The sequence below is a fragment of the Paracoccus suum genome (assembly GCF_003324675.1).
GTDB classification, from domain to species: domain Bacteria; phylum Pseudomonadota; class Alphaproteobacteria; order Rhodobacterales; family Rhodobacteraceae; genus Paracoccus; species Paracoccus suum.
Genome location: NZ_CP030918.1, coordinates 1,703,202 through 1,729,074, shown reverse-complemented (window position 1 = coordinate 1,729,074; position 25,873 = coordinate 1,703,202). Strand labels below are relative to the sequence as shown.

Sequence of the window (25,873 nt, the reverse complement as noted above, 5' to 3'; positions counted from 1 at the left end):
GACGAGCGCGCGCGGTCACTGCTCCGGCTCACGGAGGCGGTAACCGACACCTGTTTCAGTCAGGATATATTGCGGTTGATCGGGCGTGGCCTCGATCTTCTGCCGCAACTGGCGGACATAGACCCGCAGATATTGGACATCGGTCGCGCCGCCCCACACATGCTGGAGGATGTGCTGGTGCGTAATGACCTTGCCCGCGTGCTGCACGAGAACGCGCAGGATTTCATATTCCTTGGGTGAGAGCTTCACCTCCTTGTCTGCGACCTTGACGATCCGCTTCACCAGGTCGACCGAGAGATCGCCGACCTGGAATATCGGGCGTTCGCCCTGCTGCTGGAGCTTGTGCCTGAGCGCCACCCGAATGCGCGCCGCTAGCTCGCGCATCCCGAATGGTTTGGTCAGATAATCGTCGGCGCCCAGTTCCAGCGCCTTGACGATGCCCGTTTCATCGGTCCGGCTGGAGAGGATCACGATCGGCAGCTCGACAAGCTCGGCCCGCCACCTTTCGAGCAGCTCATGGCCGGAGATATCGGGCAGCCCAAGATCGAGCAGAATGAGATCGGGCTTCTCCTCTGTGAGGAGCGCGACGGCCTCCTCGCCGTTTGCAGCCTCGACCATGGCATAGCCCTCTGCTGTCAGCCCGACACGCAGGAGCTTCCTGATCGGCGGTTCGTCATCGACGACGAGAATCTTGACTACGGACGTACTCATATCCTTCCTTCCAAAGTCGAGGGCTCCGGTCCGATCGGAAACCGCAGCGTGAAAATGGCGCCGGGTCTGTCGGCCCGGTTGGTCGCGAAAATCGTTCCGCCCATCGCCTCGACAAATCCCTTGCAGATGGAAAGTCCAAGCCCGGTTCCAGCCTGGACGTGGTCCTTCTTCCGGACGCGATAGAAACTGTCGAAAATCCTGGTGAGATCGTCGGGCGGAATGCCGGGCCCTTCATCGACGACCTGCAATGTGACGTGGCTCTCGTCCGCCCACGCCCGAAGCGCGATCCGCGACCCTGACGGTGCGTATTTGCGGGCATTGTCGAGCAGATTGAACAGCACCTGTTCGAACAGGACCGGATCGAGCCGAACCATCGGCAGATCGGGCGGCACTGCAAGGTCTACCCTGTGGAGAGTCAATATCTTCTCGGCACGGCGCAGGGCGCTGCCGACGCTGTCGCCGATGAACAGCGGCGTCAGCGACACCGCCGCAGCGCCGGATTCCAGCCGTGTCATGTCGAGAAGGTTCGCGATGAACCGGTTCAGCCGCTCGGCCTCTTCGACAATTGTCGTCAGCAACTCGACCCGACCGGAATCGGTCAGGGATGTCGAATAGTCTCTGAGCGCTCCCGCAGATCCGAGGATCGACGCCAAAGGCGTCTTGAGGTCATGCGATAGTGACGTCAAAAGCGCGGAGCGCAGCTTGTCCGCCTCGACGGCCAGACGCGCATTGTCGACATCGGCGACCAGCTGGATGCGCTCGATCGCCAGAGCGGCCTGATCTGCCAGTGAGTCGAACAGCCGCTGTTCCAAGGGCGTCAGAACCGGCCCTTGCTTGTCATTGTCCAGACCAATGACGCCCACCCGTGTCCTGCCGGTTTTCAGGGGAAGGTAGAGGCGCTTCGCACCCGGCAGCGTGTCCGCTCCACGCCCTGCAGGCTTGTCATGCTCCCAGGCCCATTGGGCCGCCGCAATGTCGGCGTCATCGAGCGTATCGTCGGGCGGGAAACCCGCCTGGACCGCGATGCGGCCATTCTCCGGCAGTAGAGCGACGACCCTGACCTGAAGCATCGAGGCGATCTGATAGACCGTCGCCCAAAGAACGTCGCCCAAGGTCCCGGCGCCGGCGAGCTTCTTGCTGAACAGATAAAGGCCCTCGGTCGTTTTGGCCCGCTGACGTGCTGTCACAGCCTGGCGTTGAACACGCCCGGCAAGATTGCTGGCGATCACCGCAACGCCGAGAAAGAACGCGAAGGCGACGACGCTCTCGGGATCGCCGATATCCAGCGTGTAGCGCGGTTCGAGGAAAAAGAAGTTGAAGACTAGCGCGCCCAATACGGAAGCGAACAGCGCCGGCCAGAGGCCGCCGCCCATAGCCGAGGCCAGCACGGCCATCAGAAAGACGAGGGCGATGTTGCGGACGTCCAGAAAGCGCGAGAGCGCCGTTCCGATGCCTAGCGCCATGGCGACGTAGAGCGAACTCCACAGATAGTGGCCGAAGTCGATTCGTCGTTTGGGCCGCGCGCTGACTGTCGCTGGAGATCGCGTTTCCTCGCCGTTGCCCGGCGAGATGACATGCACGCTCACATCCGTCTTGGCGCGGATCAGATCATGCGAAACGGAGCCCGCGAAGATCTCCCGCCACCTGGGCGAGGTCGGCATGCCGACGATGACGTGCGCATAGTTGTTGGTCGATGCGTAGGCCAGGATCTCTTGCGCAACGTTCTCGCCTGGCAGGGTAACAGCCTCGGCGCCGAGCTGCTCGGCAAGACGCAATGCACTGGCGATCTTGTCCTTCTGCTGCTCTGAGAGTCGGCCATCCTTGCTCGTCTCGACGTGAACCGCGGCCCATGGCGCACGAAGCCGGTCGGCCTGACGGCGGCCGTAGCGGACAAGCGCCATCGCTCCGGGCCGTTCGTTGATGCACACCAGGACGCGCTCGCCGGCCGACCAGGGGCCGGCGATGGCATGCGCCTGCATATGCGTGACCAACTGGTCATCGACCCGCTGCGCTGTGCGCCGCAGCGCCAACTCACGAAGGGCTGTCAGGTTGCTGGGCGAAAAATAATTCTGCGTCGCGCGCTTGGCTGTTTTGGGCAGATAGACCTTGCCCTCGTTCAAGCGCTTGATCAGGTCGCCCGGCGTGATGTCGATGATTTCGATATCGTCGGCGCGGTCAATGATCGAATCCGGAACGGTCTCGCGCACCCGGATCCGTGTGATCTGCGCTACCACGTCGTTGAGGCTTTCGACGTGCTGAATGTTAAGGGTGCTGTAGACGTCTATGCCGTTGGCGAGCAGTTCCTCGACATCGAGATAGCGCTTCGGATGGCGACTGCCCGGCGCGTTGGTATGGGCGAGCTCGTCCACCAGGACCAGCGCCGGCTTGCGCGCCAGAATTGCGTCGATATTCATCTCATCGAGCACATGCCCTCGATACGGCACAGTGCGGCGCGGAACGATCTCGAACCCGTCGACCAGAGCCTCGGTCTCGGCCCGCCCGTGGGTCTCGACCACCCCGATGACCACGTCGACGCCATCGGCCCGCTGAGCCCGGCCCGACATGAGCATCTCATACGTCTTGCCCACACCCGGCGCCGCCCCAAGAAAGATCTTGAGGTGGCCCCGCGTCTCCCGCTGCGCACTTTCCAGCAATGCATCAGGCGATGGCCGGCTCTGCTCTCGTATTGAGTCGTCAGACACTCGGTTGACTCCGGATCAACGTTCAGGACGGCTATTATAGCCGTCCTGACAGCTTCATTCAGCTTCTATTGGCGTCGTCGAGCGCCAGGTTTAGCTTGAGAACGTTGACCACGGGCTCACCCATGAAGCCGAGCATGCGCGGCTCGACATACTGATCGACCAATGCGCGCACCACAGCCTCGTCGATACCGCGCGCTTTGGCGACACGCCCCACCTGGAAGTAGGCGGCTTCGGGCGTGATGTGCGGGTCAAGTCCGCTGCCCGAGGCGGTCACGAGGTTCATCGGAACGGTCGCATCGCCACCGTTCGCCGCGCGCAGAGCCTCTGTATCGGCGGCGACGCGGTCGCGAAGCGCCTGGCTGGTAGGGCCAAGGTTGGAGCCACCCGAAGCGCCCGCGTCATAGCCGTCGGAGCCGGCCGCCGACGGGCGGGGGTGGAAGTAACGCTCGCCGGTGAACCGCTGGCCGATCAGCTCGGAGCCGACGACCGTGCCGTTGCGCTCGATCAGGCTGCCATTGGCCTGGAAGGGAAGGATCGCTTGCGCGATCCCGGTGATACCGAGCGGATAGAGAAGCCCGGTGATGATGGTGAAGGCTACGATCATGAAAATCGCAGGTCGGATTTGCTTAAGCATCTTTGTTTGTCCCGAATGATCCGCCGCTGAACAACAGCAAGGACGCGGAATGATTTCGTGGTCGTCGGTCCCGCCTTAGGCGAGACCGACGGCGGTGATCGCCATGTCGATGAGTTTGATGCCGGCGAAGGGCACGAGAATGCCGCCCAGGCCGTAGATCAGGAGGTTACGGGACAACAGCGAACCCGCTCCGATGGCGCGATACTTGACGCCTTTCAGCGACAGCGGGATCAGCGCCACGATGATGAGGGCGTTGAAGATGATCGCCGACAGGATCGCGCTCTCGGGCGAAGCGAGGCCCATGATGTTGAGCGCGCCGAGCTGCGGATAGAAGACGAGGAACATCGCCGGGATGATCGCGAAATACTTCGCGATATCGTTGGCGATCGAGAACGTCGTCAGCGCGCCGCGCGTCATCAGCAACTGCTTGCCGATTTCCACGATCTCGATCAGCTTGGTCGGGTCGCTGTCGAGATCCACCATGTTGCCGGCCTCGCGGGCGGCGACCGTGCCGGTGTTCATGGCGACGCCGACATCCGCCTGGGCGAGCGCCGGGGCGTCATTGGTGCCGTCACCACACATGGCGACCAGCTTGCCCTTGGCCTGCTCCTCACGGATCAGCGCCAGCTTGTTCTCCGGCGTCGCCTGCGCCAGGAAGTCATCGACGCCAGCTTCGGCGGCGATGGCCGCCGCGGTCATCGGGTTGTCGCCGGTGATCATCACCGTGCGGATACCCATGCGGCGCAGCTCGGCGAACCGTTCCTTGATGCCGCCCTTGACGATGTCCTTGAGGTAGATGACGCCGAGCAGGCGGCCATCCTTCACCACGGCGAGCGGCGTGCCGCCTGCCTTGGCGATCTGGTCGGCGATGCCCTGAAGCTCACGAACGCTTTCGGCGGACGCGCGCGGGCTGCCGGTCGCGACCGTGGAGAGATCCACGTGCTTCAGAACCGCATCGACCGCGCCCTTGCGGATGGTCGAACCGTCCAGGTCGACGCCGCTCATCCGGGTCTGCGCCGTGAAGGGGACGAAGGTGGCGTTGAGGCTCGCCATGTCGCGCGCGCGGATGCCGTATTTTTCCTTGGCGAGCACTACGATCGAGCGGCCTTCGGGGGTCTCGTCGGCCAGCGAAGCAAGCTGCGCTGCATCGGCGAGTTCCTTTTCGGTGACGCCCCGGATCGGCCGGAACTCGCTCGCCTGACGGTTGCCGAGCGTGATCGTGCCGGTCTTGTCGAGCAGCAGCGTGTCGACGTCGCCAGCGGCTTCAACGGCACGGCCGGACATGGCCAGAACATTGAAGCGGACCAGCCGGTCCATACCGGCAATGCCGATGGCCGAGAGCAGTGCGCCAATGGTGGTCGGAATCAGCGTGACGAACAGGGCGACCAGAACGATGATGGGAACATACCCGCCCGCATAGGTCGCGAAGCTCGGAATGGTCACGACCGCCAGAACGAAGATCAGCGTCATGCCCGCAAGCAGGATATTGAGCGCGATTTCGTTCGGCGTTTTCTGGCGCTCGGCGCCTTCAACGAGAGCGATCATCTTGTCGATGAAGGTCGAGCCAGCCGCGGCCGTGATCCGGACCTTGATCCAGTCGGAGAGCACTTGCGTGCCGCCAGTGACGGCGGAGCGGTCGCCACCAGACTCGCGGATGACAGGGGCCGATTCGCCGGTGATAGCCGCTTCGTTCACCGACGCGACGCCCTCGATGACTTCGCCGTCAGAGGGGATGATGTCGCCGGGCTCGACGAGAACAACGTCACCAACCTTCAGCGTGGCCCCGGGCACCATTTTGTAGTCGGAGCCGCCGTTCGAAAGCAGCTTGGCCTGGGTCTCGCTGCGCGTGCGCCGAAGCGATTCCGCCTGCGCCTTGCCGCGCCCTTCGGCGACGGCTTCGGCAAAGTTGGCGAAAAGCACTGTGAACCAGAGCCACAGCACGATCTGCAGCGAGAAGCCGACATTTTCGGCCCCGGTCGCGATGTCCTTCAACAGCAGCACCGTCGTCAGCACCGAGACGACCGCGACGACGAACATTACGGGGTTTTTGGCGAGGCTCTTCGGATTCAGTTTCCGGAAGGCATCGCCAATGGCCGGTACAAGTATGCGAGCGTCCAGCATGCTCGCGGATTTGGACTGGTTCATAAGAAACTCCAGCGAGTTTGTTCTTGGGGGCCAACCACTCGGTCACGCCGCCGCGAGCAATTCAGTGATAAGTTTGGCGAGGAGCACCACGCCCCCCAAAGTCAGTGTCATGCCGAGAATGATCGTCGATGCCCTGGGCGGTCTGGCCGCCCCTCGCTTCTGAAACCAGGAGCGAGGGTTCACGACAAATCGGATCGATCTCAGCCATTTGGCCGTCATCGCGATCCTCAGAACGTCTGGCCCGCCAGCATGGCGAAGTGCTCGACGATCGGACCCAGCGCCAGGACCGGGAAGAACGTCAGGCCGCCGACGATCAGCGTCACGCCAACGACAAGGCCGATGAACAGCGGTCCCGTCGTGGGCAGTGTTCCCGTCGATGCCGGCACGCTCTTCTTGGCCGCGAGCGAGCCCGCGATCGCCAGGACCGGCACGATGAGCAGGAAGCGCCCCATCAGCATCGCGAGACCGATAGTGATGTTGTAGAAGGGCGTATTCGCGCTCAGACCGGCAAAGGCGCTGCCGTTGTTGTTGGCGCCGGACGTGAAGGCGTACAACACCTCGCTCAATCCATGCGGGCCAGCGTCCTGGATGCTGGACAAGCCAACAGGAAGAACGACGGCGATCGCGGTCAGGGCCAAGATGGCGAGCGACGGTCCAAGCATCGCGAGGATGCTCATCTTCACTTCCTTGGCCTCGATCTTCTTGCCGATATATTCCGGCGTGCGACCGACCATCAGACCGGCGATGAAGACGGCGAGGATCGCGAAGATCAAGGTGCCGTAGACACCGGCGCCGATGCCACCGAGCGGCGGGATCTGCATGTTGAACAGGGGCACAAGGCCGCCAAGCGGCATGAGGCTGTCATGCATAGTGTTGACGGCGCCCGTCGAGGCCGACGTCGTTACGACGGCGAAGAGCGAGGAAAGCGCAATGCCGAACCGCGTCTCCTTGCCTTCCATGTTGCCGCCCTCGAGGCCGAGCGCATGGAGCAGCGGGTTTCCAGCGGATTCAGCCCAATAGATGACGCTGATGCCGGCGACAACGATGCTGAGGACCGCGCCAAGCAGTGCCCAACCCTGCTTCTGGTTACCGATCATACGGCCGAACACGTTCAGCATCGCAAAGGAGATCGAGTAGATCGCCAGAATGTGGATCAAGTTAGTCAGTGCCGTCGGATTCTCGAACGGATGGGAAGAGTTGGCGTTGAAGAAGCCGCCGCCATTCGTTCCCAGATGCTTGATGATCATCTGCGAAGCGACAGGGCCCTGCGCGATAGTCTGCTGAGCGCCTTCAACCGTCGTGGCGACGGTGTAGGGGTTCAGGTTCTGCGGAACGCCTTGCCACACCAGCACCAGGCTGCCGACGATGCAGATCGGCATCAGGATGTAGAGCGTCGCCCGCGTCAGATCGACCCAGAAATTGCCGACGGTCTTGGCGGACGCGCGAGAGAAGCCGCGAATGATCGCCATGGCCCCGGCCACGCCCACAGCCGCCGACACGAAGTTCTGCACCGTGATGCCGGCCATCTGTGTCAGATAGCTCATGGTGGTTTCGCCGCCATAGCCCTGCCAGTTGGTGTTGGTCATGAAGCTGACCGCCGTGTTGAACGACGAATCCGCGCTTACAGCGCCCATTCCGGCTGGATTGAAGGGCAAACCGCCCTGGATGCGCTGCAAGAGATAAAGCAGTGCGAAACCGGCCAGGTTGAACAGCAGCATGGCGCCCAGATAGGTCGTCCAGTGCTGCTCTTCCTTCTCACTGGTTCCGGCCATGCCATAGAGGCCGCGTTCCACGGGTCCCAGAACCGGCGAAAGGAAGGTCCTCTCGCCGTTCATGACACGCGTGATGTAGCCGCCGAGCGGCTTCACCAGCGCGATGACGATCCCGAGAAAGACTAGGATCTGTATCCATCCATTTATTGTCATCGGTCGTTTCTTTCCGAGCTGTTGCCTTGATCAGAACCGCTCGGGACGAGCGAGGGCGTAAAGCAGGTAGCCGGTGATAAACACCGCGACTGCTGCCCCAAGGAAATATTCCAAGATCATGTTGCCGCCTCCTGGGTCAGAGCTTTTCGCAAAGCTTGATGTATCCAAACATCAAGGCGAAGAATCCGAACCCTATCGCTAGTACAAGAACATCCATTGCTTTCGCCTCCGGCGCCGCTGTTGGTACAAATGGCCGCCCAGGATGGATCGTCCTGACCGGTCACAGGTTGAATTCTTCCAGCGCGCCCTTGCGTACGCACGGGTGCCGGAGGAGGAATTTGGCGGAAATATGGACGCGAACCGCATATAGGTTCGAGAGAGGACGGGGCCTCAAAAAATAGGAATCCAATAGTTATTTCGGCGGCTTGCATAAAAATTCCATAGGAATTTCTGCCAAACCGCCCATTGGCAAGCAAAAAGCCCGCCGACTCGGTAGAGGCGGCGAGCTTTGCTTATCTTAACTGGGAGAGTTACTTTCGCATCGCCATCGTCGCGATAAATTCAGCGAGTGTGACGCGGCTCTGTCGGATCGATGGCAACCGGCTAGGCGGCGGCCCGGCGTCCAAACAGCGGGTCAAGGCTCAGGCGCTGGCTTTCGGCCATGCAGATCACAGCCCCCGGCGCGTTATTGGTTTCATGACGGGCGAAGTGAATCGCCGCATCCTTGCTGACAAAGCAGCCGCCGACGAGGTTACGCTCATCGCGGACGGTCCAGCATCCTCGGTTGTCCTGGCCGACAAAAAAATGGTTCAGAGGTTGGGGAGGCTCTTTCGGCTGAATGGCGCTTGCCATGGTGGATGATCCTGATTGTTCGTTGAAGAGTGAGCTGTGGACGTCGTTGGCGCGCTAGCCAGCCAACGCGGTGACTGTGGCGACGGCCGCAATCACGAGGGCCATCACGACTCCGAGCCGCAGGAACATCCCAACGTCGGCCATCGGCTCATCCGAGCGCACGGCAACCTTGGCTTCGCCATCCGTCCGCCCAGGGTTGGCCTTGTTCTGTTGTTGCATCGCATAGAAATAGTAACCACGAGGGTACATCGCAGACATCCTTTCTGGGTATCGGCAGGCCCTTCCACTCGTCGAGTCAAATGATGCCTTTTGCCGATACGTTGAATTTAAAGATGTCGGGATTTGTTCTCCATTTCACGGATAGCCGGATTTCATAGTATTTTCATTGGAGAACACAGCAGCATCATGCTGTTCTTATAAGGGCGGTCCGATCAGGCCGAGAGGGGGACGAGAGACCTCTCGGCGACCAAAGACGTATCGATCTCCAAGGAGTCGATCTCCGCCACGGCAGCGCGTATTCTTGCTGCGGTGCCTTCAGTGACCTCGACCAGCGGAAGGCGGACGGCGGGCGAGTATCCGCGCGCGCAATGCAACGCGAACTTGACCGGGCATGGGTTGCTTTCAAGCTCCAGCGCCTCGATCAGCGGGAAAAGATGGGCGTTGATGCGCCGAGCTTCCAGATAGGCACTCTTCCGCACCGCGCCGATCATCGCCGCTGTCAGCATCGGGGCGACGTTCGACACGACCGAAATGGCGCCGTCGCCGCCAGTCGCCATGAAAGCCAGCATGGATCGGTCATGGCCGGAAAGCTGCGTGAAACGATCGCCGAATCGGACGGCCATCGTGCTAGCCCGCGTCGGATCTCCGCTTGCGTCCTTGACGCCGACAAGACCGGGCAGGTGCGCAAGGCGGTCGAGCGTTTCGATCCTGATATCGACGGCCGTCCGGGAAGGCACGTTATAGATGATGATCGGCAGCTCGGCAGCTTGCGCGACGCTCTCGAAATGCCGGAACAGGCCCTCTTGGCTCGGCCGACTATAGTAAGGCGTGACGACCAAAGCACCATCCGCGCCAAGGCGAGCCGCCTCGCGGGTCAACTCCACGGTACGCCGGGTGTCGTTGGTGCCCGAGCCGGCGATCACCGGCACACGGCCATTGGAGACCTCGACGCACAAGCGGATCACCGCCGCCCATTCCGGATGAGACAGGGTCGGCGCCTCGCCCGTAGTGCCGCAGGCGACAAGCCCCTGTACGCCCTGGTCGATCTGCCAGTTGGCGAGTTCCGCCAAGGCGTCGAAAGCGATAGCCTCACCCCTGTACGGGGTGACAAGTGCGGTCATCAGACCGCCGAATAACGGAGGGTCGCCACTGGGTTTCATGCTGCCTCTTCTCCACGTTTCGAGAGTTCTTTTGGTCGGCGCTGGCGACGATCGAGGGAGCCCAGCAATGCGATCAGCATGGCAGCGGCCAGATCGTCGTGTCGGCCCACGCACCTGCGTAAATTGCCTCGATCGCTCCACGCCACGCGACATCGCCAACGATCTCCCGAGCGGCCCATCGACCAAGGATGCCGCGTTGGTTGCAGATGCGCTCCGAGTTCGAGAACCGCTTCAAGCAAGGCATTTGCTTCGAGCAGATCACGGAGCCGGCGGTGCCGTCGAAACTGCGACTGATCTTCGCGCTCCTCGATAATCCTCACAGCCAGCCAGATGTGGTGCTCCTTGAGGACCCGAGCCATCACCAACTGCGTCCTCAGGCCTGGCAGCGCAGCCAGACGGCTTTCACCGATACCCGGCCTTGGATCGTCGGCTTGGAGATCTGGAGCCGCAGGGCGTGTCATTCCGCTCTCAGAAAAACTATGGCGACGACCTGCACCGCGGCACAGCTCGCAGCAAACATCAGAAGCAGGTATTCCGATCTACGGCGTCGCTCGCGTTTGCTGAACCTCGGTTTTGGTCGTGGCAACCTGGGGTGAGCAGGACGGCCCGAAAATCTGCATTCAGCCGCCATTTCTGAACATTAGGTAGATGCTGGGGCCTGCGGCAGCAAGAACAGCGCAACCGGCGATCACCACCAGAGCGATGATCTCCACGGCGCAGCGGAAGACGTGTCGGGAGACTTGGCGCTTGCTTGGTACAGCCCGGCTCAATTTTCGCCCTCGCTCCCCATCTGACGCGGCTCGCGCCGCCGACTGAGGTTCATCATCTCCAGGCAGAAGCGACCGTCTGTCAGTTGAAGATAGAGGCGGTAGCAGCCGTAGCTCTCGCCTATCAGCCTTGCCGCACCGACCGCATCATTGCGCGTCGGGTGGCACCATTCGGAGTCTTCACCTTCAAGATGCACAGTCCAGCGATCATCATAGTTCCGATAGACCCAGAGAACGGGCAGGACCGGATACACAGTCGCTGTGGCTTGAGGAGCCTCCAATTTCGATATGATCTGTTCCAAACCCATGTTTCACCTGAGCTCGCAGTGCGTTTGCGGAGCCGGTGGCTCCGCATTTCCGCCCGCGCCCGTCCTAGAAAAGCACCCCGGCCTCAAACATCCCGCGTACCTGGTCGCGCTTGTCGAAGTTGGACCCAAAGCCGTAGCCTTCGGTGACCCGATCGATGCGGGTGTACGAAAGCTCGGTACGCGCGAAGAAGATCCCGCGCTGGTAGGTCGGCGTCACCGTCAGCGACCACGCCCTGCTTTTCGGCCCGTAGAGCAGATTGGTGGGGGCGCAGTCTGCGGCGACGCCGCAATCTCCTCCGCTTGAAGCGATGTACTCGGCACGTCCAGCGATCGAGAAATTCTCATTGATGGCATAGCGAGCCAGCAGCGCTCCGCCGAATGTTTCGGCCGAGCGATCAATACCGATGTCCCTGTTCGAGCGGACCGTTGTGTATTGCAGGTAGGGCTGGAGCGTCAGCGGGCCGTCGACATAGGTGTAGATCACATTGAAGATGCTGCTGTTGTTCTGCGCCAGTGGCGTCGCGGCGCCGGTCTTGCCGGACTCTGCAAAGTTGTCTGCGGCGACAAGCGTGATCGTGCTCGACGGCGTCGCCGCATAAGACACGAGACCGGATACCCAGTTGTAATCCCCTGAGTAGAAACCATCATTGACCGACACCGAGGCGTTGACCGGTCCATTGCTATAGTTCACCTGAACACCGCGGCTGATCGCCGGCTCCTGGTTCCAGAGCAGGCCGCGCGCGATATTCATATTCTGGAAGGTGAAGGTCGATTCCGCGCCGATCAACGTCGGCAGCAAACCCGCCTGCACCGAGAAATTCGGCGACAGCTCGAGCTTGCCATAAGCAACCGGCACCGGCCCGTACAACTGATCGGTGACGTCGGTTGCGCGGGTGTAGGCCGAGCCCAAAGAAGGCAGCGAGTAGACACCGCCCTGGACGAAGAACGTCAAAGGCGCCCCGGTTGTCTGCACCTGAATTTGGGCATTGCCGATATCGACGAGGGGATCTGTCGTTCGCGGATCGACGCCGGGAATGCCGTTCGTCTGCGCATTCCCGATGCCTGTGAGCTGGCCGGTGATATGAAGGCGACCAAACAGGCCCGCATCCATGCTCATCGGATCGGGGTTCGGGCGCAGAGGGCCACCAAAGCTCGGCGCGCTCAGGGGTTCCGCCGCTGCCTGGCCAAGACCCATCATCGAACCGGCCATAATCGCGACCGCGCCAACCGCGCTCCGGCAAAGCGTCTTCCGACGCTCCGACCCCGGTCTTGTTGGACGACCGGCCTCGGCCGTGGCCGTAGCGGCGGGTGCGAGGGACGGTTTAAGCGGCTTCATACCTTCAGGTCCTTCCGGTTTGGTGGGACCCTCAAGCTAGATAGAGCCGCATATTATTTCGACGGGAGCTCAGCCGCGCTGCGATAGTATTTTCATAAGAAAAAGCCCTGACAAAAATATACGTACTTATATAGTCGGATTTTTATTTGACTGAGCACGACTTTGCGCCCTCTCTCGCGCGGGAGTGTGCTTCTATGATTGACCAGAATCTCGACTATCTCGCTAACTTGCTTTGCCAAAACCGTCGGCAGGGAATTACCTCAGATATCCCGTTCGATCTGCTTCGAAGCGAGGATGACGCCTGGGCGGTGCAGTCAGCAGCAATCGCGGCCTTCGCCAATGACGCGGTAGGCTACGCCCTGATAGGCACTTGCCCCGCCATCCGCGGCACGCTTGGCCTTGCCAGTCCCATCTACTGCCCGATCCCTGTCGGAACAGTTCTTCAGGACTCCCACGGGCCGTTCCGGCTTCCCCAAGGCTTCATCGGGGCACAATGCGAAATCGTCTTTACGATAGGCGGTCCCTTGGGGGCGGACCATTGGCCCATCACTCGCGATCAATTTTGCAAGGCGATCCTGAGCTACCAACCGGCTATCGGTCTTGTCGGGCGACGTGGTCACCTGACTGGGCAACCACACCTGGCCGCCATTGCTGACTATGCGTTCCATGTTTCGACGATCGTCGACAAATATCATGAGCCAACAGGCCTGGAGGCCATGGACAGAATCGACATGCGAGCGTCGATCAACAACGTTCCAGTGTTTCAGTCGGCATCGGGAGAGGGGCTGGTTGATCCGATCAACTCTGCGCTCTGGCTCGTGAATGACCTGATCGCCAGAGGCAATTATCTCAGCGCCGGCGATATCGTAGCAACCGGATCGATCATCCCGATGCTGCTGCAAATCCTTCCTGGTCAGGAACTGAAGGTCGAGTTGTCAGGCGTTGGCGACGCATCCGCACGGTTTCTTTGAACCAACAGAAGCGGCCGATCAGACGGCCAACTGATGGCCACTGAAAATGTAGAGACCCAACGCCGTCGCCGCCAACCATAGAGCCTCATCCCAATAGGTGAACCTGGTCTTGCCGAATCGTTCGCCGCGATGAACTGCGTAAGCGACGGCCATTACGCCGTATATGCCGGTCCACAGCGCGAATGTGGCAAGGAAGTTCTCGCTCTTCAGAATGTAGGCGATTGCCGCAGCGACGACCAGCTTGATGCCATAGCGCCCAATGTGCTCTCGCGACTGCTCGTCTAACCGCATAACACGCCTGGATCGTTCGTTAGATCAGGCCGAAGACGAGGGACAGCGGGTAGCCGACATACCCAACGCCGATCGCGGTAATCGCCAGGACAAGCAGCAAGCCAAGCCCACCATTCCCTGGCTCTTTCTGAGGGCGCGGCGCCTCGTTCTGATTCTTCCGGACCCTACTATTTCCAGCCATTTGCGATGAACGCTCCCTCGGCGCTCCAGTGCGCAGCTATTTCTAGGATGCTGCTGCATAGGAATTCGAGAGGGACCGTCCGCAAGCTGCATAAGCGGATTTTATTTCGGGGTTTGAGGTGCGTTGCTAGGTGAACTGCATCACAGGGTGAGGATCGAAAACGTTAACGCCCGTTCCACTTCGATCTTCGGAACAGCGGCTGTAGTGTTCATAGTTCGAAGATCAAATGGCGCGCACGATATTTTGGACTCGGACTCACCGAACACGATCTTATGATGCAAGATCATCCGCCACCGCTTAATGCTTGGATTCCAGCGGCACCCTGTGACGCTGGATAATGGTGCGGACGACGGGACTCGAACCCGTACTCTCACAGAGAAGCAGATTTTCGTACCACTTCGACTTTCGCCGCCGCCTTATGGCGTTCGTGGTCTGGACTGTCCCTTCGCCATGGCCCGAAGGCTTTAGGCGCCGCCCGTCCAGTCTCTACACCTTCCCCGAAGAGGGGCTTGGCTCGGGATTGGCTTAGGGCAGATGCCCTTTAGCGTTCCCCGACTTTGAGCGGTTCTACTCCGCGGATTTCCCCGCGGGCACTCCAATTCTAAAGTCTGCTGCGTCTACCGATTTCGCCACGTCCGCCCTTTGCCGCCGATTCTCGCCCTTGATCTCTGCTCCTACGCAGCACCTAGAACGAAATCAGCCTTTTTTCGCCTTCCTTACCCTGCGCTCATAGCGCATTGAAAAACCATTCAATTCTCTTCCGCAAACTATTTTGCAGCATGGTAGAAAAAAGACTTTTTAAGTCCCATGCGTCTACCATTCCGCCACGCCCGCGTGGCGCCCTGACTAGTGCGCCAGCCGGGGCCGGGCAAGGCTCACTTGGCGCGGGTCGGGCGGTCAAAGACCTTGCGGCCCATCAGGCTGCCGACCAGATCGACCATCAGCCGCGCGGTCTGACCCCGGTCGTCGAGGAACGGGTTCAGCTCGACAAGGTCGAGCGAAGTGACAAGGCCGCTCTCGTGCAGCATCTCCATGACCAGATGCGCCTCGCGGAAGGTGGCGCCGCCGGGCACGGTGGTGCCGACCGCCGGTGCAATCGAGGGGTCGAGGAAATCGACGTCGAGCGAGACATGCAGCAGACCGTCGGCCGCGCGCACCCGGTCGAGGAAGCCGCGCAGCGGCGCGACGATGCCATGCTCGTCCAGCACGCGCATGTCATTGACCTCGATCTCGGAGGCGGAAAGCGCGGCATGTTCCGCCGGATCGACGCTGCGGATGCCGAACATGCAGATCTGGGCGCCCGGCACCGGCGCTGGAAAGGCAGGCATCGGCTCGAACCCGTCGCGACCGGACAGGTAGCCGACCGGGCAGCCGTGGATGTTGCCCGACCGGGTGCTCATCAGCGAATGGATGTCGGAATGGGCGTCGAGCCACAGCACGAACAGCGGCCGCTGGGCCGCCGCGGCATGGGCAGCGACGCCAGAGACGGTCCCGAGCGACAGCGCATGATCGCCCCCCAGAAAGATCGGCATGCCGGCTGTCATGGCGGATTTCGCCGCCGCGCCCAGCGCCTCGGTCCAGGCGATCATCTCGGGCAGGTGATGGACGGCGGGATTGTCGCAGACCTCGCCGCGCCCGGCGGCAGGCGCGACATCCCCGCGATCCTCGACCGTGTGGCCCAGTTCGGACAGTGTGCGCGCAAGGCCCGCGACGCGGTAGGCCGCCGGTCCCATCAGGCAGCCGGCGCGCTTTTGCCCCTCGTCCACAGGGGCGCCTATCAGGATGCAGTGGGTCATTGGGCCTCGCGTCTAGGTAATTGTTTGTGCTTAGGACATTCTTGCGGGCGGCGGCAGGGGCTGCCGGCCGCGCCGCCTTACAGCACCTTGCGCGTCGCGGCGGTGACGGCATCGCCGGTGTTGGGCGTTCCGGTCGGCTCGATCAGCAACAGATGCGCCTCTTCCCGCGCAAAGGGGCAATGCTCGACCCCTTTGGGCACGACGAACATCTGGCCTTGTTGCAACGTCACGGTCCGGTCCCGCAACCGGATGTCAATCGCACCTTTCAGGACAAGGAACAGATCATCCGTGTCGGGATGCGAGTGCCAGCGGAACTCGCCCTGAACCTTGACCACCATGACATCGTAACCGTTGAAGCTGGCCACGGTGCGCGGCGACCAATGATCATCAAAGGACGCCAGCTTCGCCTTGAGGTCAATCTCGCCCGTCATTCGCTACACTCCACTTGATGTCGGGCAGCAGATCGCAGGACCGCGCACCCTCCCCGATGCGTCGCTAGTCCCGCACGCCCTTGAACCGCTCCTGCCATTCCTCGCGCTGCTCATCGGTGATCTTGGCGAACAGGTTTTCGGGAACGGCAAAGGCATGTCCGGGCGACAGGGTCGTCAGGGCCGCAGTAACGTCATCGGGCCATTCCGCGTCTGCCCCCATCGCCTCGCGCAACGTTTGCGCGGCGAAGGGGATGAAGGGCGCCGACAGAATCGCATAGAGCCGGATCAGGTTCAGGCCGAGGCGGACCTGCATGGCGGCTGCCTGCGGATCGGTCTTGAAGGTCGCCCAAGGCGCGGCGGATTGCAGGTATTCGTTGCCCAGCACCCATATCGCACGCAACTCGGACGCGGCCTTGCGGACCTCGCGGTGGTCCATGAAATCCTCGTAGGCGCGCAGACGCTCGGTCAGCGCTGCGGCGAGGGCGGTCTCGCGCTCGGTCCATGCGCCGCCCTGGGGGACGGTCTCGCCAAACTTGCTGCGCGCGAACTTCGTGATGCGGCTGACGAAATTGCCCAGAACGTCGGCCAGGTCCTTGTTCACCGACTGCTGGAAATTGTCCCAGGTGAACTCGGCATCACTGCCCTCGGGGGCATGCGACAGCAGCCACCAACGCCAGTAATCGGCCGGCAGGATCGACAGCGCCTGATCCATGAACACGCCGCGTCCCTGCGAGGTGCTGAACTGGCCGCCGTCATAAGTGAGGTAATTGAATGACTTGATGTAATCGACCATCTTCCACGGCTCGCCCGAGCCGATCAGCGTCGCGGGAAAGCTGAGGGTATGGAACGGCACGTTATCCTTGCCCATGAACTGGGTGTAGGTGACGTCATGCGCGCCCTCGTCGGTGCGCCACCAGCGGCGCCAGAAGGCATCGTCCTGCCCGGTCGCGTCGGCCAGTTCAGCCGCGCAGGCGATATATTCGATCGGCGCGTCGAACCAGACGTAGAACACCTTGCCCGGCAGCCCCGGCACCGGGACGCCCCAGTCGAGATCGCGGGTGATGCCGCGATCCCGCAGGCCATCGCCATCGTTCAGCCATTTGCGCGCGATCGACGTCGTCAGGATCGGCCAGTCCGTCTTGGAATCAATCCAGGCGGAAATCTCCTCCTTCAGCACGGATTGCCGCAAATACAGGTGCTTGGTCGTGCGGACCTCGAGGTTGGTCGAGCCCGAGATGGCGCTGCGCGGGTCGATCAGGTCGGTGGGATCAAGCTGCTTGGTGCAATTCTCGCACTGATCGCCGCGGGCCTTGTCATAGCCGCAATTCGGGCAAGTGCCCTCGATATAGCGGTCGGGCAGGAAGCGGCCGTCGTCGACGGAATAGACCTGGCGCTCCTCGACCTCGGCGATCAGGCCGTTTTCGGCCAGCTTTTGCGCGAAATGCTGGGTCAGCCCGCGATTGCGGTCCGATGACGAGCGGCCGAAATGGTCAAACGACAGGCCAAAGCGGCTGGCGATGTCGGATTGCACCTCGTGCATCCGGGCGCAGAACTCGGCCACCGGCAGGCCGGCCTTGGCGGCGGCCAGCTCGGCGGGAGTGCCGTGCTCGTCGGTGGCGCACAGGAACATCACCTCGTTTCCCCGGCCGCGCAGGTAGCGGGCGTAGAGGTCGGCGGGCAGCTGGCTGCCGACCAGATTGCCCAGATGCTTGATGCCATTGATGTAGGGAATGGCAGAGGTGATGAGGTGCCGGGCCATGCGCGTGTCCGTTGAGAGGTCGCGCGCTTCTAGCGCCCGGGGCACCGGGGGGGAAGTGGCGGCGCGACGGGGGTCGGGCTATTCGTCTTCGAGTATCCCTTGGCGACGACCGAGGCGGCACGCTTGCAGGAGTGTTCCGCAAATCACGCAGGCGTGCCCGCTATCAGCAGACCACTGGGCAAGCGCAGCGCCTTGTCCGGCCGGAAGCATCCCATTGGGTCAAATGAGCGCGCCGCTGCTCGTCAGCAGCCCAGCTGGGACGCGAACACTTCGCGCTCCCTCCGCCCCCAGCATCGCCGCGAGCCAAACGGCACCACTCCCCTGCCCTCACGCGGGCGAGCAGCGTCTCCCGAACTGTCTAGGACGGGGCGTGCCGTTACCCGGCCACCCGCCGGGCCAGATATTGGGCGAACTCGAAGTTCGGCCGCTCGAGATGGCTCAGCGATCCGGGCGAGGCCATGCCCGATTGCAGGCCGCGATAGACCTTTTCGGTGCAACCCTTGTCCTCGATGTTGACGTCGTCCAGCAGCGCGCGGACTTTGGCCAGATGTGCCTCGGCGGCGGGGTCGGCCAGCCATTCGGGCGACATGCCGCCGCCGAACATGACATCGACCTGCCCCGGATCCTCGGTCGGGGTCAGGCTGAGATACCAGAAATAGCCCGGCGTCAGCGTGATCAGCAGCGAGGGATAGATTGCAAGCAGCCAGGTGGTGCGGCGCTGATCGCCGACCAACTGTGTGTTCGAGGGGTGCGCCAGAGCCAGCGGCACCGAATCGTCCTTGAGGATGAAGTGATAGTTGAATGCCTCTGATCCCTCGGGGCAGACCATTTCCTCCAGCTTGCTCGCGCCGCCGATGGTGCCGGCGTGGCAAACCGGCAGGTGGTAGCTCTCCATGAAATTCTCGGCGAGGACCTTCCAGTTGGTGTTCCAGCGAAAGGTCTGGCCAAAGGTCTGCCGATAGGCGGACATATCCAGCGGCGCGATCAGGCCTGCGACCTCGGCCAGTTGCACCTCGGGCGATGGCGCATCGGGGTCGAGCGAAACCATGACCCAGCCTTGCCAGACCTCGCAGCGAACCTGCGGCAGCTTGACGTCGGATTTGCAGAACCCCTCGTTCAGCGTCATGCCGGGCGCGCCGCGCAGACTGCCGTCGAGATTGTAGGTCCAGGCATGGTAGGGGCATACGATGGCGCGCACATGGCCCCGCCCTTCGAGCAGGGTCGACATGCGGTGGCGGCAGACGTTGGACATCGCGCGCACGGTGCCGTCGCGGTCGCGCAGCACGATGATCGGCTCCCCGGCCAGTTCGATCGTCACGTAATCGCCCGGCTCCGGGATGCTCTCGGCCCGGCCGGCACAAACCCAGTCGCGGCCGAAGATGCGCTCCTGCTCCAGGGCCAGGAACTCGGGCGAGGTATAGACCGACTTCGGCATCGCATGAGCCTGGTTGAAGGGCACGGCGACATTGGCGGCCAGTTCGGCCGCGGGCGACAGGGTCGGGGACAGGTTCTTGTCGTGGCTGGTCATGGCGCGGCCTCCCTGGTTCCGCGGCGGTGCGCAAGGCGCCCGGCGCGGCATCGTCGTGATAGCCTAACATGGGGCGTGGCGCCGTTGGGCGAAATGAGTCACTTCCGGCGGAGGGGTTAGGCTGGGCCTAATCAGCGCCCCGCGCCTCGACCAGCGCCGCGGCGATCAGAGCGGGCACCTGCGGCGCGGTGCCGACCGCGGGCGCGATGGGTCCGGCATCGACCCAAGCTGCCGGTATGTCTTGCGTGACATGGCCCGCGGCGGTGGCAAAAAACGGCAGGCATACGGATGGCGCGACGGGGTACAGTTCGGTCAGCAACGGCGCCTCCTCGATCAGGGCGATCCGGGTGCTGGCAAAACCGGCCAGCGGCGCAACTGCATCGGCAAAGGCGCGGGTCGCCTCGGCCGAGGCGCGGGACGGCCCGCCCGAGCCATGGCCGACCACCACCAGCCGCGTGTGCGGCGGGTCCAATCCCGTTGCCGCGGCGCGCGCAAGCTGCGCGCCAATGGCTGGCAAGGCGGGATCAAGGCCGAGCGGCCGCAGGACCCTCGCCTTTTCGGCGCCCACGGCCCGCAAACGGCGCGGCAGTTCGGTTCGGGTGAACCAGCCCTCGGACATGAAAAGCGGATAGACCAATTGGACACGGCCAAGCGCAGCCATGCTCGCGGCATCGGCCAGCGTTGCGCCGCGGATGCGCCAGCCGGGAAGCAATTTGGCGACTTTGGTTGCAAGCGCTTCGACCGCCGCCTGTAGTGGGGCGGGCTCGCCCGGCTGGCCGTGGGCAATGATCGCGACGTCCATGCCCGGCGACGTCAGACGGAGGCGACCAGCCGGAACTGCGGGACAGGCGGGCGCATGATTTCGGGCGTCAGGTGCGTGATGGCATCGGCCAGCGCGGCCACATGGCCGATGATGAACAGCACCGGCGCCTCGAGCGGGTTTGCGGCCATGTCCGCGCCGATCCGTGCCAAGGTCGAACGGCGGCTCGCCTGGCGCGGGGTCGTGGCATGGGCGACCGCGAGCACGGGCAAATCGACGGGCATGCCGGCCGACATGAGTTGCGCGGCGATTTCCGGGATCGCACCCGCGCCCATATAGACCACCAGCGTGGTTTCGGGGTCGGCGAGCGCGGCCCAGTCCAGCGCCAGCGGCTGGCCTTCGGCCCGGTGGCCGGTGACATAGCGCACCCCGGTGGCAAGGCCACGATGGGTCAGCGGCACCCCGGTCGCGGCGGCGGCGCCTTGGGCGGCGGTGATGCCGGGGACATAGCTGTAGGGGACACCGGCAGCCTCAAGCTGCGCGGCCTCCTCGCTGCCGCGGCCAAAGATGAGGGGATCGCCGCCCTTCAGGCGCACCACGGTCAGGCCGTCACGCGCGAGCCGCACCAGCAAGGCGTTGATCTGGTCCTGCGGGACGGAATGCGCGCCCGCGGCCTTGCCAACCGAGATGCGGCGCGTTCCGGGCGGGATCAGGGCCATGATCTCGGGGCTGACGAGGCGGTCGTGGACCACGACATCGGCGCCGCCGATCAGGCGCAGGGCGCGCACCGTCAGAAGGTCCGGATCGCCCGGACCGGCACCCACGAGATAGACTGTGCCTGGCGTCACGTGGATAGCTCCTCAAGGGGCGGATGCGGGGTGCGATGCCCTGAAAATATGACGCTTTCGCGGCTGAAGCCAACGCCGCCCCGGCAATCAGGGACGCCTGCGCGGGGTGTGCCGGGCGGGCGGAAAACGGTTCGCATCGCACGCGGGAATGCCGGCATCCCTTCCGCGCGAGGGCCGATTCCCGAAACGCTGTCGTCGGGGTTTCGGCCGGCATGAGGTAGCGGCAATCTTGCGCGGGGCGGCGGCAGCGCGGCACCCTGACCCGCCTCGTCCTGTCGAAGGGGACCGCGCATGAATGACACGGACCGCCTGCAAACCGTCCTGTCGGCGATCGACGCCGCCAACGCCGCTGACCCCAGGTCCGAGGATGGCCAGCCCGCCGAGTGGCTGTACGGCCGCCGCATGAGCGAGGAATTGGCCGGCCTCTACCCGGGCGCAGGCGATCCGCTGCGCATCGCCTGCCGCGGCCAGCACATCGAACGCTGGCTGCTGCCGCGCAGCGATTTCCCCGACGGCCGCACCGGCTACCTTGCCTGGCGGACCGAGCAAGGCCGCCGTCACGCGACCCGCGTCATGGGCCTGATGCGCGAGGCCGGCTACCCCGAGGTTCAGGCCGAGGCCGCGGGCCGGATGCTGCGCAAGGAGGGGATCAAGCGCGACCCCGACGTCCAGGCGCTGGAGGATGTGGCCTGCTTTACCTTCATCCGCCACTACCTCGGCGATTTTGGGGCGACGCAGGAGGCTGACGACCTGCTACGGATTGTCACCTGCACCGCACGCAAGATGTCCTCGGAGGCGCGGGCACAGGCTCTGACAACCTTTGCCATTCCCGAGCCCTTTGCCGCCGCTTTTCGCGATCCTCAGGCGTAATGCAGGGCCTCCACACTACTTGCGCGCCCGTTTGAATGAAGCCCGATCTGCCAGCGGACCGGCGTCCTTTCCCGGCGGCAAAATCTTGTCGGGGTTCAGGATGTCGTTCAGGCGCACTGCGCGGCCGCATCGCCTACAGCGGCAACACTTTCCCAGGGTTCAGGATGCCGTTCGGGTCCAGCGCCGCCTTGACCCGGCGCAGCGCCGCAAGGTCAGCCGCGGTGCGCGACTGGCCAAGGTAGTCGCGTTTCAACGTGCCAATGCCATGCTCGGCCGAGATCGCGCCGCCCATGCGTCCGACCAGCGGATAGATCACGTCGTCAACCTCGTGGATCGCGGCCTCGGGGTCGGTGCCGGGCAGATGCACGCACAGGTGCAGGTTGCCGTCACCGACATGGCCAAAGCTGAACGTCGCCGCCCCCGGCAGCGCGCTGCGCAGCGCGTCGGCCGCGGCCTCGTCAAAGCGGCCCAGATCGGTGCTCGGAAGGCTGATGTCGAGGTTCACGAGGCCGGGCATCGCCTGCTCCATTCCCGCCGTCTCGCGCACCGACCACATCGCGGACAACTCGCGCAGCGACTGTGGCAGGATCGCGTCGGTGATCTCGCCCGCCTCGATCGCGGCCTCGAGCAGCGCCTCGAACCGCAGGCGCTCGGCGTCCGAGCCGTCGGTCTCGGCTTCGATGATGACGGCGAGCGGCGGGGCGTCGGCAAAGAGCGTGCTGCCGCGCATCTCGCTCATCAGCCTGAAGAAGCTGGCCCACATCGCCTCGAAGGCCGAAAGGCCGGGCAAGGTGTCGCGCGCGCGTGTCAGCAGGCGCAGAACTGCTGGAAAATCGGACAGCGCGCAAAGTGCGGTCAGCCGGCCCGCTGGCTGCGGCACGAGGCGCAGGACGGCGCGCGTGATGGTGCCAATCGTGCCTTCGCTGCCGATCATCAGCGCCGACAGGTCCGGCCCCAGCGAAATTTTTATCATCTTGCGCAGCGCGCCGATGGTGCTGCCATCGGCCAGCACCGCCTCGAGCCCCAGCACGTTCGCACGCGTGGTGCCATAACGGATCACGCGCAGGCCGCCGGCGTTGGTCGCGATATTGCCGCCGATCAGGCAACTGTCCCTCGCGCCAAGGTCGATGGGCAGCATCAGCCCCTCGGCCGCGGCGGCGGCCTGCGCCTCTGCCAGCGGCGTTCCAGCAAGACAGGTCATGCTGCGCGCATCGCGATCGATGTCGATCACGCCCGAAAGTCCGGCAAGCGACAGGGCGACATCCTGCGGGCGTGGGTTGGCGCCGCCGGCAAGGCCGGTCAGCCCGCCTTGCGGCACGACCGTCTGCGACAGGCGGTTCAGCCCGGCCATGGCCCGGGCGACCTCTTCGGGGGTGCGCGGGCGCAGGACGGCTAGAGGCTCTGCGCGGCCCATGCCGCTCCAGTCGGTGCGGGCGGCGGCGCGGGTGGCCGGATCGTCGGTAAAGCCGGGCAGCGCCCGCAGATCGTCCAGCATCCTCGCCCTACCCCGTATCTGAGCCTGCGCCGGGATAGCGCGGGCACAAGGGGCATGGAAGGGCGCGCTTATCGTCGGCGGCCCGCGAGCACCGCGCTCAGCGCGAACAACAGGGCCGCCGCGACGACGATGCTGGGCCCGGCGGGCGTGTCAAAGCGCAGCGCGCCCTGCAGGCCGCCGGCGACCGCCAGCCCGCCAACCAGCAGCGCGCCTATCGCCATCCGTTCGGGCGTGCGGCTGAGGCCGCGGGCGGCGGCGGCCGGGATGATCAGCATGGCCGTGATCAACAGCGCGCCGACGACCTTGATCGCGACCGCCACGGTGACGGCGAGGGCGAGGGTCAGGATCAGTTGCTCGCGCCTTGGGTCGATGCCGGTCGCGCGGGCGAGATCCTCGTTCAGCGTCACGGTCAGCAACGCAGACCAGCGCCAGCCGATCAGCAGCGCAACAATGGCGGCGCCGGTCCAGATGGTGACCAGATCGCCGCGCGTGACCGCCAGGATGTCGCCAAACAGCAGCGCCTGCACGTCGATCCGCACCCCGAGCAGCGCGACCGCAACCAATCCGGCAGCCAGCGCGCCGTGCGACAGCACCCCCAGCAGCGTGTCGACTGCATGGCCGCGGCCCGACAACTGGCTGATGGTCAGGGCCATCGCGACGGCGGCGATCAGCACACCCGCGGTGATCGGCAGGCTGGTCGCCAGCGCCAGCGCTACCCCCAGGATCGCGGCATGGCCGGTGGCATCTCCGAAATAGGCCATGCGCCGCCAGACGACAAAGCAGCCCAGCGGTGCCGCAGCCAGCGCCACGCCCAGTCCGGCCAGCAGCGCGCGCAGCATGAAGCTGTCAAGAATGGTCATGATCGCATCCCTGCGCCGGAACAGGGCCGCCGTCGTCATCGTGGCTGTGGCCGTGATGGTGGTGCCGATAAAGCGCCAGCGTGCCCATCGTGCCGTCGCCAAAGAGGGCGCGATAGGCGGGCGCGCTGGCGACAACCTCTGGGTGGCCCTCGCAGCAAATATGGGTGTTGAGGCATATGACGCGGTCCGACGCGCTCATCACGACATGCAGGTCGTGGCTGACCATGACGACCGCGCAGCCGAGATCGGCCCGGGCCGCCTCGATCGCGCGGTAAAACGCGGCCGAGGCGGGTTGGTCGAGGCCCTGCGTCGGCTCGTCCAGCATCAGCAGTTGCGGGCGGCCCAGCAGGGCGCGTGCCAGCAGGACGCGCTGCAACTGGCCGCCCGACAGCGCGCCGACCTGGCGCCCGGCCAGTCCCTCGACTCCCGCGCGGGACAGGGCGTCGGCGATGGCAGCATCAGCCTCTGGCCGCGGCAGGGACAGGAACCGCCGCACGGTCAGCGGCAGGCTGGGATCGACATGCAGGCGCTGCGGGACATAGCCGATGCGCAGGCCGGGGGCGCGGGTCACCGACCCGCTGGCGAGCGGGACGGCCCCGATCAGCGCCCGCAGCAAGGTCGATTTGCCCGAGCCGTTGGGGCCGACGATGGTGATGATCTCGCCCGGCTCGACTGACAGGCTGACCCGGTCGAGGATCAGCGTGCCGCCAAGGCGCACTGTCAGATCGCGCGCGTCGATGAGGCTCAAGCGGGGCCGCCTTCGCTGGCGGCGGTCGGGATGCAGGTCGGGCACAGGCCCACGACCTCGATCACCACGCTCTCTATCTGAAAGCCGCCGCTGCTCGCGGCGTTCGCGAGGGCGGCGCGGGCGGCCGAGGACGCAGCCTCCTCGACCACGCCGCAGCTGCGGCAGATCAGGAAGGCCGGGCTGTGGGCATGATGCGGATGCGGGCAGGCGACGTAGGCGTTCAGCCGCTCGATCCGGTGAACGAGGCCGTTCTGCGTAAGGAAATCCAGCGCGCGGTAGGCCGCCGGCGGCTGGCTGCCGAGGCCGTCCGCGGCAAGCCCCTCGAGCACCTCATAGGCGCCCATCGCGCGGTGGCTGGACAGCAGCAGGTCCAGCGCCCGACGCCGGGCCGGGGTCAGGCGCAGGTCGCGCGCGCGACAGTAATCCTCGGCGGCGGCCAGGCCGACAGCGGGGCTGTGGTTCGCGCAGACACTGTCTGCGTCGGCTTCCGGGTGGGAATGCGTGTGCCTGAGGGTCGATTGCGGCGGTGGGGCGGGTTCGGCGTTTCTGGATCGGGACATGTGTCTGCAACTTTGG

General features: G+C 64.0%; 25 protein-coding genes. 3 read left to right on the top strand and 22 right to left on the bottom strand.

Translation table 11 applies throughout. From position 1 onward, the window contains the following. Positions 1 to 15: 15 nt before the first annotated feature. The 9 genes from DRW48_RS08395 to dapA form a co-directional block, all read right to left on the bottom strand. Positions 16 to 711: a response regulator transcription factor gene (locus DRW48_RS08395; RefSeq protein WP_114076016.1), complete on the bottom strand. Its 696-nt coding sequence runs from the start codon at positions 709 to 711 to the stop codon at positions 16 to 18. Then, positions 708 to 3,365 carry a sensor histidine kinase gene (locus tag DRW48_RS08390; RefSeq protein ID WP_114076015.1) on the bottom strand — a complete coding sequence of 886 codons (2,658 nt, stop codon included), beginning with the start codon at positions 3,363 to 3,365 and terminating at the stop codon, positions 708 to 710. Before DRW48_RS08390 ends, DRW48_RS08395 begins: the two co-directional genes overlap by 4 nt. Positions 3,366 to 3,471: 106 nt before the next feature. After that, positions 3,472 to 4,047 carry a potassium-transporting ATPase subunit KdpC gene (gene kdpC / locus DRW48_RS08385; protein ID WP_114076014.1) on the bottom strand — a complete coding sequence of 192 codons (576 nt, stop codon included), beginning with the start codon at positions 4,045 to 4,047 and terminating at the stop codon, positions 3,472 to 3,474. Positions 4,048 to 4,122: 75 nt separating this feature from the next. Further along, positions 4,123 to 6,192, bottom strand: a complete 2,070-nt coding sequence (gene kdpB, locus DRW48_RS08380; protein ID WP_114076013.1) for a potassium-transporting ATPase subunit KdpB — start codon at positions 6,190 to 6,192, stop codon at positions 4,123 to 4,125. 227 nt (positions 6,193 to 6,419) lie between these two features. Beyond that, a complete protein-coding gene (gene kdpA / locus DRW48_RS08375; protein WP_241963211.1) occupies positions 6,420 to 8,060 on the bottom strand; it encodes a potassium-transporting ATPase subunit KdpA in 1,641 nt (546 codons plus the stop codon). A gap of 87 nt (positions 8,061 to 8,147) precedes the next feature. Further along, positions 8,148 to 8,237, bottom strand: coding sequence for a K(+)-transporting ATPase subunit F (kdpF, locus tag DRW48_RS08370; protein ID WP_114076011.1), 90 nt, complete (start codon positions 8,235 to 8,237; stop codon positions 8,148 to 8,150). A gap of 483 nt (positions 8,238 to 8,720) precedes the next feature. Then, positions 8,721 to 8,969 carry a hypothetical protein gene (locus DRW48_RS08365; RefSeq protein WP_114076010.1) on the bottom strand — a complete coding sequence of 83 codons (249 nt, stop codon included), beginning with the start codon at positions 8,967 to 8,969 and terminating at the stop codon, positions 8,721 to 8,723. Positions 8,970 to 9,023: 54 nt separating this feature from the next. Beyond that, complete coding sequence (locus DRW48_RS08360) at positions 9,024 to 9,218, bottom strand: hypothetical protein (RefSeq protein ID WP_035284886.1); 195 nt, start codon at positions 9,216 to 9,218, stop codon at positions 9,024 to 9,026. A gap of 182 nt (positions 9,219 to 9,400) precedes the next feature. Further along, positions 9,401 to 10,348, bottom strand: a complete 948-nt coding sequence (gene dapA, locus DRW48_RS08355) for a 4-hydroxy-tetrahydrodipicolinate synthase (RefSeq protein WP_114076009.1) — start codon at positions 10,346 to 10,348, stop codon at positions 9,401 to 9,403. A 200-nt stretch (positions 10,349 to 10,548) separates the two neighbouring features. On the opposite strand from dapA, the gene DRW48_RS16120 reads away from it, so the two are divergent. After that, complete coding sequence (locus DRW48_RS16120) at positions 10,549 to 10,944, top strand: hypothetical protein (RefSeq protein WP_199286076.1); 396 nt, start codon at positions 10,549 to 10,551, stop codon at positions 10,942 to 10,944. 170 nt (positions 10,945 to 11,114) lie between these two features. Here DRW48_RS16120 and DRW48_RS08345 read toward each other — a convergent pair whose 3' ends face one another. Further along, a complete protein-coding gene (locus DRW48_RS08345) occupies positions 11,115 to 11,423 on the bottom strand; it encodes a hypothetical protein (RefSeq protein WP_003168941.1) in 309 nt (102 codons plus the stop codon). A gap of 64 nt (positions 11,424 to 11,487) precedes the next feature. Then, entirely contained in the window at positions 11,488 to 12,759 is a 1,272-nt protein-coding gene (locus DRW48_RS08340; RefSeq protein ID WP_241963210.1) for a porin, read from the bottom strand. Positions 12,760 to 12,953: 194 nt separating this feature from the next. On the opposite strand from DRW48_RS08340, the gene DRW48_RS08335 reads away from it, so the two are divergent. Continuing rightward, positions 12,954 to 13,730, top strand: a complete 777-nt coding sequence (locus DRW48_RS08335) for a 2-keto-4-pentenoate hydratase (protein WP_114076006.1) — start codon at positions 12,954 to 12,956, stop codon at positions 13,728 to 13,730. Between the two features lie 18 nt (positions 13,731 to 13,748). On the opposite strand, the gene DRW48_RS08330 is transcribed toward DRW48_RS08335, so the two are convergent. From DRW48_RS08330 to cobA, 7 genes are all read right to left on the bottom strand, one after another. Then, the gene (locus tag DRW48_RS08330) at positions 13,749 to 14,021 is read right to left on the bottom strand and encodes a hypothetical protein (RefSeq protein WP_003168944.1); all 273 of its coding nucleotides are present in this window, start codon (positions 14,019 to 14,021) and stop codon (positions 13,749 to 13,751) included. A gap of 1,056 nt (positions 14,022 to 15,077) precedes the next feature. Beyond that, positions 15,078 to 15,998 (bottom strand): arginase, encoded by a 921-nt coding sequence (rocF, locus tag DRW48_RS08325; RefSeq protein WP_114076005.1) that lies wholly within the window; start codon positions 15,996 to 15,998, stop codon positions 15,078 to 15,080. A 77-nt stretch (positions 15,999 to 16,075) separates the two neighbouring features. Further along, the gene (locus DRW48_RS08320; protein WP_114076004.1) at positions 16,076 to 16,429 is read right to left on the bottom strand and encodes a cupin domain-containing protein; all 354 of its coding nucleotides are present in this window, start codon (positions 16,427 to 16,429) and stop codon (positions 16,076 to 16,078) included. 64 nt (positions 16,430 to 16,493) lie between these two features. Continuing rightward, entirely contained in the window at positions 16,494 to 18,188 is a 1,695-nt protein-coding gene (metG, locus tag DRW48_RS08315) for a methionine--tRNA ligase (RefSeq protein WP_114076003.1), read from the bottom strand. A gap of 376 nt (positions 18,189 to 18,564) precedes the next feature. Then, positions 18,565 to 19,716: an SRPBCC family protein gene (locus DRW48_RS08310; RefSeq protein WP_114076002.1), complete on the bottom strand. Its 1,152-nt coding sequence runs from the start codon at positions 19,714 to 19,716 to the stop codon at positions 18,565 to 18,567. Between the two features lie 127 nt (positions 19,717 to 19,843). Continuing rightward, positions 19,844 to 20,518, bottom strand: a complete 675-nt coding sequence (locus DRW48_RS08305) for a cobalamin biosynthesis protein CbiX (protein ID WP_114076001.1) — start codon at positions 20,516 to 20,518, stop codon at positions 19,844 to 19,846. An 11-nt stretch (positions 20,519 to 20,529) separates the two neighbouring features. Further along, positions 20,530 to 21,324, bottom strand: coding sequence for a uroporphyrinogen-III C-methyltransferase (cobA, locus tag DRW48_RS08300; protein ID WP_114076000.1), 795 nt, complete (start codon positions 21,322 to 21,324; stop codon positions 20,530 to 20,532). Between the two features lie 291 nt (positions 21,325 to 21,615). Between cobA and DRW48_RS08295 the strand changes: the two genes are divergently transcribed. After that, entirely contained in the window at positions 21,616 to 22,194 is a 579-nt protein-coding gene (locus DRW48_RS08295) for a DUF4202 domain-containing protein (protein ID WP_114075999.1), read from the top strand. Between the two features lie 133 nt (positions 22,195 to 22,327). Here DRW48_RS08295 and DRW48_RS08290 read toward each other — a convergent pair whose 3' ends face one another. From DRW48_RS08290 to DRW48_RS08275, 4 genes are all read right to left on the bottom strand, one after another. Further along, positions 22,328 to 23,689 (bottom strand): FAD-binding oxidoreductase, encoded by a 1,362-nt coding sequence (locus DRW48_RS08290; RefSeq protein ID WP_199286075.1) that lies wholly within the window; start codon positions 23,687 to 23,689, stop codon positions 22,328 to 22,330. Between the two features lie 68 nt (positions 23,690 to 23,757). Continuing rightward, entirely contained in the window at positions 23,758 to 24,543 is a 786-nt protein-coding gene (locus DRW48_RS08285; protein WP_114077453.1) for a metal ABC transporter permease, read from the bottom strand. Further along, positions 24,536 to 25,297: a metal ABC transporter ATP-binding protein gene (locus tag DRW48_RS08280; RefSeq protein WP_114077454.1), complete on the bottom strand. Its 762-nt coding sequence runs from the start codon at positions 25,295 to 25,297 to the stop codon at positions 24,536 to 24,538. Before DRW48_RS08280 ends, DRW48_RS08285 begins: the two co-directional genes overlap by 8 nt. Continuing rightward, positions 25,294 to 25,857, bottom strand: a complete 564-nt coding sequence (locus tag DRW48_RS08275; protein WP_114075998.1) for a Fur family transcriptional regulator — start codon at positions 25,855 to 25,857, stop codon at positions 25,294 to 25,296. Before DRW48_RS08275 ends, DRW48_RS08280 begins: the two co-directional genes overlap by 4 nt. Between the last annotated feature and the right edge of the window lie 16 nt (positions 25,858 to 25,873).

What these genes read in the sequence shown, in the direction of transcription:
- DRW48_RS08395 (WP_114076016.1), bottom strand. Translation starts at nt 711, where the DNA reads ATGAGTACGTCCGTAGTCAAGATTCTCGTCGTCGATGACGAACCGCCG.
- kdpC (WP_114076014.1), bottom strand. Translation starts at nt 4,047, where the DNA reads ATGCTTAAGCAAATCCGACCTGCGATTTTCATGATCGTAGCCTTCACC.
- kdpB (WP_114076013.1), bottom strand. Translation starts at nt 6,192, where the DNA reads ATGAACCAGTCCAAATCCGCGAGCATGCTGGACGCTCGCATACTTGTA.
- kdpF (WP_114076011.1), bottom strand. Translation starts at nt 8,237, where the DNA reads ATGATCTTGGAATATTTCCTTGGGGCAGCAGTCGCGGTGTTTATCACC.
- DRW48_RS08365 (WP_114076010.1), bottom strand. Translation starts at nt 8,969, where the DNA reads ATGGCAAGCGCCATTCAGCCGAAAGAGCCTCCCCAACCTCTGAACCAT.
- DRW48_RS08360 (WP_035284886.1), bottom strand. Translation starts at nt 9,218, where the DNA reads ATGTACCCTCGTGGTTACTATTTCTATGCGATGCAACAACAGAACAAG.
- dapA (WP_114076009.1), bottom strand. Translation starts at nt 10,348, where the DNA reads ATGAAACCCAGTGGCGACCCTCCGTTATTCGGCGGTCTGATGACCGCA.
- DRW48_RS08345 (WP_003168941.1), bottom strand. Translation starts at nt 11,423, where the DNA reads ATGGGTTTGGAACAGATCATATCGAAATTGGAGGCTCCTCAAGCCACA.
- DRW48_RS08340 (WP_241963210.1), bottom strand. Translation starts at nt 12,759, where the DNA reads ATGAAGCCGCTTAAACCGTCCCTCGCACCCGCCGCTACGGCCACGGCC.
- DRW48_RS08335 (WP_114076006.1), top strand. Translation starts at nt 12,954, where the DNA reads ATGATTGACCAGAATCTCGACTATCTCGCTAACTTGCTTTGCCAAAAC.
- DRW48_RS08330 (WP_003168944.1), bottom strand. Translation starts at nt 14,021, where the DNA reads ATGCGGTTAGACGAGCAGTCGCGAGAGCACATTGGGCGCTATGGCATC.
- rocF (WP_114076005.1), bottom strand. Translation starts at nt 15,998, where the DNA reads ATGACCCACTGCATCCTGATAGGCGCCCCTGTGGACGAGGGGCAAAAG.
- DRW48_RS08320 (WP_114076004.1), bottom strand. Translation starts at nt 16,429, where the DNA reads ATGACGGGCGAGATTGACCTCAAGGCGAAGCTGGCGTCCTTTGATGAT.
- metG (WP_114076003.1), bottom strand. Translation starts at nt 18,188, where the DNA reads ATGGCCCGGCACCTCATCACCTCTGCCATTCCCTACATCAATGGCATC.
- DRW48_RS08310 (WP_114076002.1), bottom strand. Translation starts at nt 19,716, where the DNA reads ATGACCAGCCACGACAAGAACCTGTCCCCGACCCTGTCGCCCGCGGCC.
- DRW48_RS08305 (WP_114076001.1), bottom strand. Translation starts at nt 20,518, where the DNA reads ATGGACGTCGCGATCATTGCCCACGGCCAGCCGGGCGAGCCCGCCCCA.
- DRW48_RS08295 (WP_114075999.1), top strand. Translation starts at nt 21,616, where the DNA reads ATGAATGACACGGACCGCCTGCAAACCGTCCTGTCGGCGATCGACGCC.
- DRW48_RS08290 (WP_199286075.1), bottom strand. Translation starts at nt 23,689, where the DNA reads ATGCTGGACGATCTGCGGGCGCTGCCCGGCTTTACCGACGATCCGGCC.
- DRW48_RS08275 (WP_114075998.1), bottom strand. Translation starts at nt 25,857, where the DNA reads ATGTCCCGATCCAGAAACGCCGAACCCGCCCCACCGCCGCAATCGACC.